The sequence below is a fragment of the Azospirillum sp. B506 genome (assembly GCF_000333595.1).
Classification (GTDB): Bacteria; Pseudomonadota; Alphaproteobacteria; order Azospirillales; family Azospirillaceae; genus Azospirillum.
Map to the genome: position 1 here is coordinate 1 of NZ_BADK01000795.1, position 7620 is coordinate 7620.

At 67.7% G+C, this 7620-nt stretch carries 7 protein-coding genes; 4 read left to right on the top strand and 3 right to left on the bottom strand.

Translation table 11 applies throughout. The features are described from left to right. Positions 1-55: 55 nt before the first annotated feature. From I71_RS25100 to I71_RS25110, 3 genes are read right to left on the bottom strand one after another with little or no spacing between them, the layout of a single operon-like run. On the bottom strand, positions 56-1030 hold the full coding sequence (locus I71_RS25100; RefSeq protein WP_042700153.1) for a quinone oxidoreductase: 975 nt from the start codon (positions 1028-1030) through the stop codon (positions 56-58). 46 nt (positions 1031-1076) lie between these two features. Next, the gene (locus tag I71_RS25105; protein WP_042700156.1) at positions 1077-1574 is read right to left on the bottom strand and encodes a methylated-DNA--[protein]-cysteine S-methyltransferase; all 498 of its coding nucleotides are present in this window, start codon (positions 1572-1574) and stop codon (positions 1077-1079) included. Positions 1575-1603: 29 nt separating this feature from the next. After that, positions 1604-3655 (bottom strand): thioredoxin domain-containing protein, encoded by a 2052-nt coding sequence (locus I71_RS25110; RefSeq protein ID WP_042700159.1) that lies wholly within the window; start codon positions 3653-3655, stop codon positions 1604-1606. A gap of 201 nt (positions 3656-3856) precedes the next feature. On the opposite strand from I71_RS25110, the gene I71_RS25115 reads away from it, so the two are divergent. From I71_RS25115 to mnmG, 4 genes are all read left to right on the top strand, one after another. Continuing rightward, the gene (locus I71_RS25115; protein WP_014249167.1) at positions 3857-4108 is read left to right on the top strand and encodes a DUF6489 family protein; all 252 of its coding nucleotides are present in this window, start codon (positions 3857-3859) and stop codon (positions 4106-4108) included. A gap of 11 nt (positions 4109-4119) precedes the next feature. Further along, complete coding sequence (locus I71_RS25120; protein ID WP_042700162.1) at positions 4120-4479, top strand: ferredoxin; 360 nt, start codon at positions 4120-4122, stop codon at positions 4477-4479. Between the two features lie 10 nt (positions 4480-4489). Beyond that, positions 4490-5833 carry a tRNA uridine-5-carboxymethylaminomethyl(34) synthesis GTPase MnmE gene (gene mnmE, locus I71_RS25125; protein WP_042700165.1) on the top strand — a complete coding sequence of 448 codons (1344 nt, stop codon included), beginning with the start codon at positions 4490-4492 and terminating at the stop codon, positions 5831-5833. A gap of 129 nt (positions 5834-5962) precedes the next feature. Next, on the top strand, positions 5963-7620 hold a 1658-nt coding region (mnmG, locus tag I71_RS25130; RefSeq protein WP_199902254.1), incomplete at its 3' end, for a tRNA uridine-5-carboxymethylaminomethyl(34) synthesis enzyme MnmG.

The window sequence follows — 7620 nt, forward strand, 5'->3', positions numbered from 1 at the left end:
CGCTTTGGGCGGTGGAGTGAGGGAGCGGGGTTTTCCGCTCCCCCGATCCGCCCATTTACGGCACCAGCACCGTCGATCCCGTCGTCGCCCGCGATTCAAGCGCGCGGTGCGCGTCTGCGGTGTCCTTCAAGGCGAAGCGCTGGTTGACCGTGAACGTCACCCCGCCATTTTTCACCGCGTCGAACAGATCGGCGGCCGAGGCCATCAGATCTTCGCGCTTGGCGGTGTAGGTCGCCAGCGTCGGCCGCGTCACATAGAGCGACCCTTTGGCCGACAGCAGCCCCAGATCCAGCGGGGCCGGTGCGCCCGACGCGGCTCCGAACAGCACCATCAGGCCGCGCGGCCGCAGGCAGTCCAATCCCTTGAGGAAGGTCGTCCTGCCGACGCCGTCATACACCACCGGCACGCCCTGCCCGCCCGTCAGCTCCTTCACCCGGACGACGAAGTCCTCGCGGCTGTAGTCGATGGTGTGGTGGCAGCCATGGGCCTTGGCCAGCTCGGCCTTCTCCTCCGACCCGACGGTGCCGATCACCGTGGCGCCGAGATGGCGTGCCCAGGAGCACAGCAGCAGGCCCACCCCGCCGGCGGCGGCCTGGACCAGGATGGTGTCGCCGGGTTGGACCACATAGGTGCTGCGCAGCAGATACTGTGCGGTCAGCCCCTGCAGCAGCGTCGCGGCGGTTGCCTGCTCGTCGAGCCAGCTCGGTAGCGGCACCAGCCGGTCGGCGGCGATCAGCCGGCTCTCGGCATAGGCGCCGATGGACATGGCGTAGCCGACGCGGTCGCCGATTTTCAGCGTGGTGACGTCCGGACCCAGCGCCTCCACCACGCCGGTCCCGGCCATGCCGATCACCGCCGGCAGATCCGGCAGCTTGTAGGCGCCGGAACGGTGATAGGTGTCGATGTAGTTCAGCCCGACCGCGGTCTGGCGGATGCGCACCTGTCCCGGACCGGGCTGTCCCACCTCGATCTCGTCCCAGCGCAGAACCTCCGGCCCGCCGTGCTCATGGATGCGGATCGCGTGAACCATGGTGGTTGGTTTCCCTTGTCGTTGGTCGTTGACTGTCGCTCGGGCTTCAGAGCAGCGCGAACTGCTCGGCCGCCGCACCGTTGCCCAGGCTTATGCCGGCATGGCGGCGCTCCAGCGCCAGCAGCCATGCCTTGGTATCGAGCCCGCCATGGCCGGAATAGCCGCCGGGCGCGCCGCCGCTGGCCAGCACCCGGTGGCAGGGGATGACGATGGGAATCGGGTTTGCGCCACAGGCACCGCCAACCGCGCGCGGCCCGCTGTCCAGCAGCTTCGCCATCCCGCCATAGGTGGCGGTGCCGCCATAGGGGATCGCCAGCATCGCATCCCAGACACTGCGGCGGAAGGCGGTGCCCGCCGGCTTCAGCGGCAGGTCGAAGAGCTGAAGACGTCCGGCGAAATAGCCCTCCAGCTGGCGAGCGGTTTCGACCAGCACGGCATCCGGCTCGTCCCGGTCGAATCGGCCCCACCCGACCGAGGTGAGGGCGGATCCGTCCCCGGTCAGCATCAGGGGGCCGAGCGGGCTGTCGATGGAAAGACGCGCCATGGTTTCCTCCCCACGAGTGTGGCGTTCGATCAGGCTTTCATTGCCAGAAGAGCGGCCAGATCCGCTGGCGCCGTCACCGGTGCCGAACAGGTCATGCCACGGCAGACATAGGCGGTGGCCATCCCGTCGCGCATCCCCTTCCCCTGTGCCGGATGGGTGGCGGGCAGATCCGCCCCCGGCGCCAGCACGGTCAGGATGCGGTTGGGCAGCGAGCGGTCCAGAACGGTGCGGCGCAGCGCCTCCGTCTCCGCCGTCCGGGGTGGGCCGACGATGACGATCTGCAACGGCGCCGTCATCAGCTCCACCGCGTTCAGGAAGGTCGGCAACGGGAAGAAGTTGCGCGTCAGTTCACCGGAGAAGGCAGCGGCGAGCGCCTCCGCCCGGTCGCGATAGGCGTCCTCGCCGGTGCGCTGGAACAGGGTGGCCAGCACCGCCAACATGGTGCCGTTGCCGCTGGGCGTCGCGTTGTCGTAAGCGGTCTTGGTGCGGACGATCAGCCCTTCGGCATCGTCGGCGGTGAAGAAATAGCCGCCGTTGGCATCGTCCCAGAAATGGGCGTCGAGTGCCGCCACCCAACCCTTCGCCCGGTCGAGCGCCGCCGGATCCCCGGTCGCCTCATGCAGCGCCAGGGCCGCCCGTGCCATCTGGGCGTAGTCGTCGAGCATGCCGGCGTGCTTGCCCTGCCCGTGCCGCCAGCTGTGGCAGAGCCGCCCGTCGGTGTCCATGCGGTCGCGGACGAAGGCGAAGGCGCGGCCGGCGGCGTCCAGCCAGTCCGGCTCGTCCAGCGCAAGGGCGGCATGGGTCAATGCGGCGATCATCAGGCCGTTCCAGTCGGCCAGCACCTTGTCGTCCCAGCCCGGCCGCACCCGCTTGGCCCGTGCCCTCAGCAGAACCTCCCGGCCTTTGGCGAGCGTCGCCTCGGTGGCGTCGTCGGCCAGGGCCAGACCGCCAAGCCGGTTCAGGATGGTGGCACCTTCCCAATTGCCCTGGGGTAGCACCTCGTAAATGCGCTTAAACGTCGCCAGCCCATCGGCCCCCAGCGCCGGGGCCAGCAGCCGGTCGACCTCCTCCTCGTTCCATATGTAGAAGAGTCCCTCCTCGCCCTCGCTGTCGGCATCCAGCGTCGCGGCGAAACCACCGCCGTCGGCGATCATCTCGCGCAGCAGCCAGCCGACCGTCTCGCGGATGCGCGTCTCCAGCAGCGGGTCGCGCGTCTCCTGCCAGACCAGCGTCATCAGGTCGAGCAGCTCGGCATTGTCGTAGAGCATCTTCTCGAAATGCGGCACCAGCCAGCGTTCGTCGACCGAATAGCGGGCGAAGCCGCCACCGAGATGGTCGTAGATGCCGCCCTGCGCCATGTTGGCCAGCGTGTGGGTCACCGCCTCGCGGAAGGGTTCGCGTCCGGTGCGCTGCCATGCCCGCCACAGCAGTTCGAACAGCGGGACCTGAGGGAATTTCGGCGCGCTGCCGATGCCGCCATGGATCGGATCGACCTCGCGCAGCAGCCGTTGGGCAACCTGATCGAGGACGCCGGCATCGACGGCACCGGCCGGCCGGTTTTCGCCCATTCCGGCGAGCGCCGATTTCAGTGCGTCGACATTTTTGCCGACCTTGTCGGGTTCCTGGGCATAGGTGCCGGCGATGCCGCGCAGCACATCGGGGAAGCCGGCCCGGCCATAGCGTGCGGCCGGCGGGAAATAGGTGCCGCCCCAGAAGGGCTCGGCGTCGGGGGTCAGGAACATGGTCAGCGGCCAGCCGCCCTGCTGGCCCAGCAGTGCCAGGGCCGACTGGTAGATGGTGTCGAGGTCCGGCCGCTCTTCCCGGTCGACCTTGATGTTGACGAACAGCTCGTTCATCAGCCCGGCGATCTCGGGATTCTCGAAGCTTTCGTGCGCCATCACATGGCACCAGTGGCAGGCGGCATAGCCGACCGACAGCAGCACCGGCTTGTTCTCCGCCCTGGCACGGGCGAAGGCCTCCGGACCCCAAGCCATCCAGTGGACGGGGTTGTCCTTGTGCTGCAGCAGATAGGGGCTCGTCTCCCGGCCCAGCAGGTTCTCGCCCAACGGAGTGGCGGGCATGGCGGTGTCCGATCTGTTGGTGTGTCGTTGCTCAATAGGTGGCGCCGGGGTGGCGTTGCGCCAGTGCATCCTATCTGTATAGTGGGGCATGAGCCGCCACCGTGCTCAACCCCAAAATCAACACGGCCAATGGCTGGACCGCTGCCGGATCCATTGATTTTTGGAGTCGGGTTCGCGGTTCCCGGTCTGGAAGGGGGTCCCATGAAAATCACCGTCGACATCGACTGCACCCCGGACGAGGCCCGGCATTTCCTGGGCCTGCCCGATGTGAAGCCGATGCAGGATGCCATGATGCACGAGATCCAGGAACGGATGCGTGCAAACCTCCAGGCCATGGATCCGGAGACGATGCTGAAGACCTGGCTTCCGGCCGGCATCCAGGGCATGGAGCAGATGCAGAAGATGTTTTGGTCCCAGATGGCCTCGGCCCTGGGCCAGGAAGGAAGAAAGTGACCGATCACGTTATGGACTCGCAGAAGCCCTATTTCGAAGCCCATGTCTTCTGTTGCACCAACCGCCGTCCCGATGGGCACCGGCGCGGATCCTGCGCCGCCCACGGCTCGGAGAAGCTGCGCGATTATATGAAGGCCCGTGCCCGCGAACTCGGCTTCGACGGCAAGGTGCGGATCAACTCCGCCGGCTGTCTAGACCGCTGCGAGTTGGGGCCGACCCTGGTGATCTATCCGGAAGGCGTCTGGTACACCTATCACAGCACCGGCGATATCGACGAAATCCTGCAGACCCATCTGGTCGAGGGCCGCCGCGTCGAACGGTTGATGCTGACGACGGAGCAGCGGGAGTTGCGGCCCGAGCAGAAGGGCTGATCCTCTCCCGATGTCCGCCACCAATTTGTTCACCACCATCTATGCGCTCGCCACTGCCCCCGGCCGGTCCGGTGTGGCGGTGGTTCGCATTTCGGGGCCGGAGGCGGGATCCGCTCTCACCGCGCTGACCGGCCGTCCCTTGCCGGCCGCACGCCGCGCCGTGCTGACCAAGCTGTGCGACCCGCGCACCAGCGATGCCCTCGACGATGCTCTGGTCCTGCGCTTCACCGCCCCTGCCAGCTTCACCGGCGAGGATGTGGTGGAGCTTCACCTGCATGGCGGTCGTGCCGTCGTCACTGGCGTGATCGAGGCGCTTGCCACCCTGCCCGGCCTGCGGCTGGCCGAGCCCGGCGAGTTCACCCGCCGCGCCTTCGAGAATGGCAAGCTCGACCTGACCGAAGCCGAAGCCGTCGCCGACCTTATCGACGCCGAGACCACCGCGCAGCGCCGGCAGGCCTTGCGGCAGATGGAGGGTGCGCTCGGCGAGCTTTATGACGGTTGGCGCCAGCGGCTGACCCGCGCGCTCGCCCACATCGAGGCGGACATCGACTTTGCCGAGGAGGATCTTCCCGGCGGCGTCACCGATGCCGTCCGCCCGGTGATCGCCGATTTGGCCGACGAGATCGCCGCACATCTCGATGACGGCGGCCGCGGCGAGCGCCTGCGGGAAGGCCTGCACATCGCCATCGTCGGCGCACCCAATGCCGGCAAATCGAGCCTGTTGAATGCGCTTGCCCGGCGGGACGCCGCCATCGTCTCCGCCCGCGCCGGCACCACCCGGGACATCATCGAGGTGCATCTCGACCTCGGCGGCTATCCAGTCGTGCTGGCTGACACGGCGGGATTGCGCGAGGCGGCCGCTGACGAGGTGGAAGAGGAAGGCATCCGCCGTGCCCGCGACCGCGCGGCGCGAGCCGACGTGAAAGTGGCGGTATTCGACGCCACCACCCTACCCGACCTCGACCCGGCGACGCTGAACCTGGTCGACCGCGACACCGTGGTGGTGTTCAACAAGACCGACCTTACGACCACCACGGACCTGCGCCGTGATCTGTCGCCGATCCTGGTCTCTGCTCAGACCGGCGACGGGTTGAAGCTGCTGGAAGAAAAACTGACGGAATTCAGCGCCGACCGTCTCGCCATCGGCAGCGCGCCGTCCTTGACCCGCGCCCGTCACCGTGCCGCGCTGATTGAATGCCGGGAGTCACTGTGGCGGGCATTGGACGCACCGCTTCCCGAACTGGCGGCGGAGGATGTGCGGCTCGCCAGCCGGGCGCTGGGACGCATCACCGGCCGGGTCGATGTGGAGGATTTGCTGGACGTGATCTTCCGGGACTTCTGCATCGGCAAATGAGGTGGGCAATAAGGGTGGCTGGCGGGGGCGTGTTTCACGTGAAACAGCGCTGACCTGCGGCGCGTGTCCCCGATCCGCCTTCCTGCCTCCCTCTTGGATCCGGGCCGCCATTCGGCTATGGTCCCGCACATGCGAAGCTATGATGTCATCGTTGTCGGCGGCGGTCACGCCGGCTGTGAGGCGGCTGCGGCGGCAGCGCGCATGGGTGCGCGCACGCTCCTGCTGACCCACAAGGTCGAAACCATCGGCGAAATGTCCTGCAACCCCGCCATCGGCGGCTTGGCCAAGGGTCACTTGGTGCGGGAGATCGATGCGCTGGACGGGGTGATGGCGAAGGCCATCGACCGCGGCGGCATCCAGTTCCGCATCCTGAACCGCAGCAAGGGTCCCGCTGTCCGTGGCCCGCGCGCGCAGGCTGACCGCAAGCTCTATCGTCAGGCGATGCAGGATCTGTTGGCCGAACAGGAGAACCTGTTCATCGAAGCCGGCGGTGCCGAGGATCTGATCGTCGATGCCGGGCAGCGGATCGCCGGCGTCGTCACCAGCGCTGGCGAGTCCATCCAGGCCGGTGCCGTGGTGCTGACCACCGGCACCTTTTTGCGCGGCCTGATCCACATCGGCGAGGAGCGCACTCCCGCCGGCCGTGTCGGTGAGGCACCCTCCATCGGCCTGTCGGAAACGCTTGCCCGCCTCGGCTTCCCGCTCGGCCGTCTCAAGACCGGCACGCCGCCGCGGCTCGACGGACGCACCATCGACTGGGACGCGCTGGAGAAACAGCCGGGCGATATGCCGCCCCCGCCCTTCTCCTACATGACGGAGCGGATCGATACGCCGCAGATCGACTGCGCAATCACCTGGACGACACCGGAAGCCCATGCGCTGATCCGCGCCAACCTCCACCGCGCGCCGATGTATTCCGGCCAGATCACCGGCACCGGGCCGCGGTACTGCCCGTCCATCGAGGACAAGGTCGTCCGCTTTGCCGAGAAGGACAAACACCAGATTTTCCTCGAACCGGAAGGACTGGACGATCCCACGGTCTACCCGAACGGCATCTCCACCTCCCTGCCCCGCGACGTGCAGCTCGGTATCCTCGCCAGCATGCCGGGTCTGGAGAAGGTGACGATGATCCGTCCCGGCTACGCCATCGAGTATGATTATGTCGACCCCCGCGAACTGAAGCCGACGCTGGAGACCCGCCGGGCGCCGCGCCTGTTCCTTGCCGGCCAAATCAACGGCACCACCGGCTATGAGGAGGCAGCCGCCCAGGGGCTGATGGCCGGCATCAACGCGGCGCTGGCGGCGGGCGGCAACCGCGACGGCTTCGTGCTCGACCGTGCCGATGCCTATATCGGCGTGCTGATCGACGACCTGATCGGTCGAGGCACCAACGAGCCTTACCGGATGTTCACCTCGCGCGCCGAATACCGGCTGTTGCTGCGCGCCGACAACGCCGACCAGCGGCTGACCGACAAGGGTGTCGCCATCGGCTGTGTTGGCTCCGAGCGCCGCGATGTCTTTGCAGCCAAGAGTGCGGCACTGTCGGCCGGTCGGGCGCTGGTCGCCGCGCTGCAGGCGACGCCGGCGGAGCTGGCCCGCCAGGGTGTCGCGGTGAACCAGGATGGCGTGCGCCGCAGTGCTGCCGACCTGCTGCGCTACCCCGAGATCGACCTTGCCGCCCTCGCCCGCCTGTGGCCGGAGCTGGGAGAGATCGCGCCGGAGATTGCCGAGCAGTTGGAGATCGACGGCAAATATGCCGGCTATCTCGGCCGGCAGGAGGCCGACAT

What these genes read in the sequence shown, in the direction of transcription:
- I71_RS25105 (WP_042700156.1), bottom strand. Translation starts at nt 1,574, where the DNA reads ATGGCGCGTCTTTCCATCGACAGCCCGCTCGGCCCCCTGATGCTGACC.
- I71_RS25120 (WP_042700162.1), top strand. Translation starts at nt 4,120, where the DNA reads ATGGACTCGCAGAAGCCCTATTTCGAAGCCCATGTCTTCTGTTGCACC.
- I71_RS25115 (WP_014249167.1), top strand. Translation starts at nt 3,857, where the DNA reads ATGAAAATCACCGTCGACATCGACTGCACCCCGGACGAGGCCCGGCAT.
- I71_RS25110 (WP_042700159.1), bottom strand. Translation starts at nt 3,655, where the DNA reads ATGCCCGCCACTCCGTTGGGCGAGAACCTGCTGGGCCGGGAGACGAGC.
- I71_RS25100 (WP_042700153.1), bottom strand. Translation starts at nt 1,030, where the DNA reads ATGGTTCACGCGATCCGCATCCATGAGCACGGCGGGCCGGAGGTTCTG.
- mnmE (WP_042700165.1), top strand. Translation starts at nt 4,490, where the DNA reads ATGTCCGCCACCAATTTGTTCACCACCATCTATGCGCTCGCCACTGCC.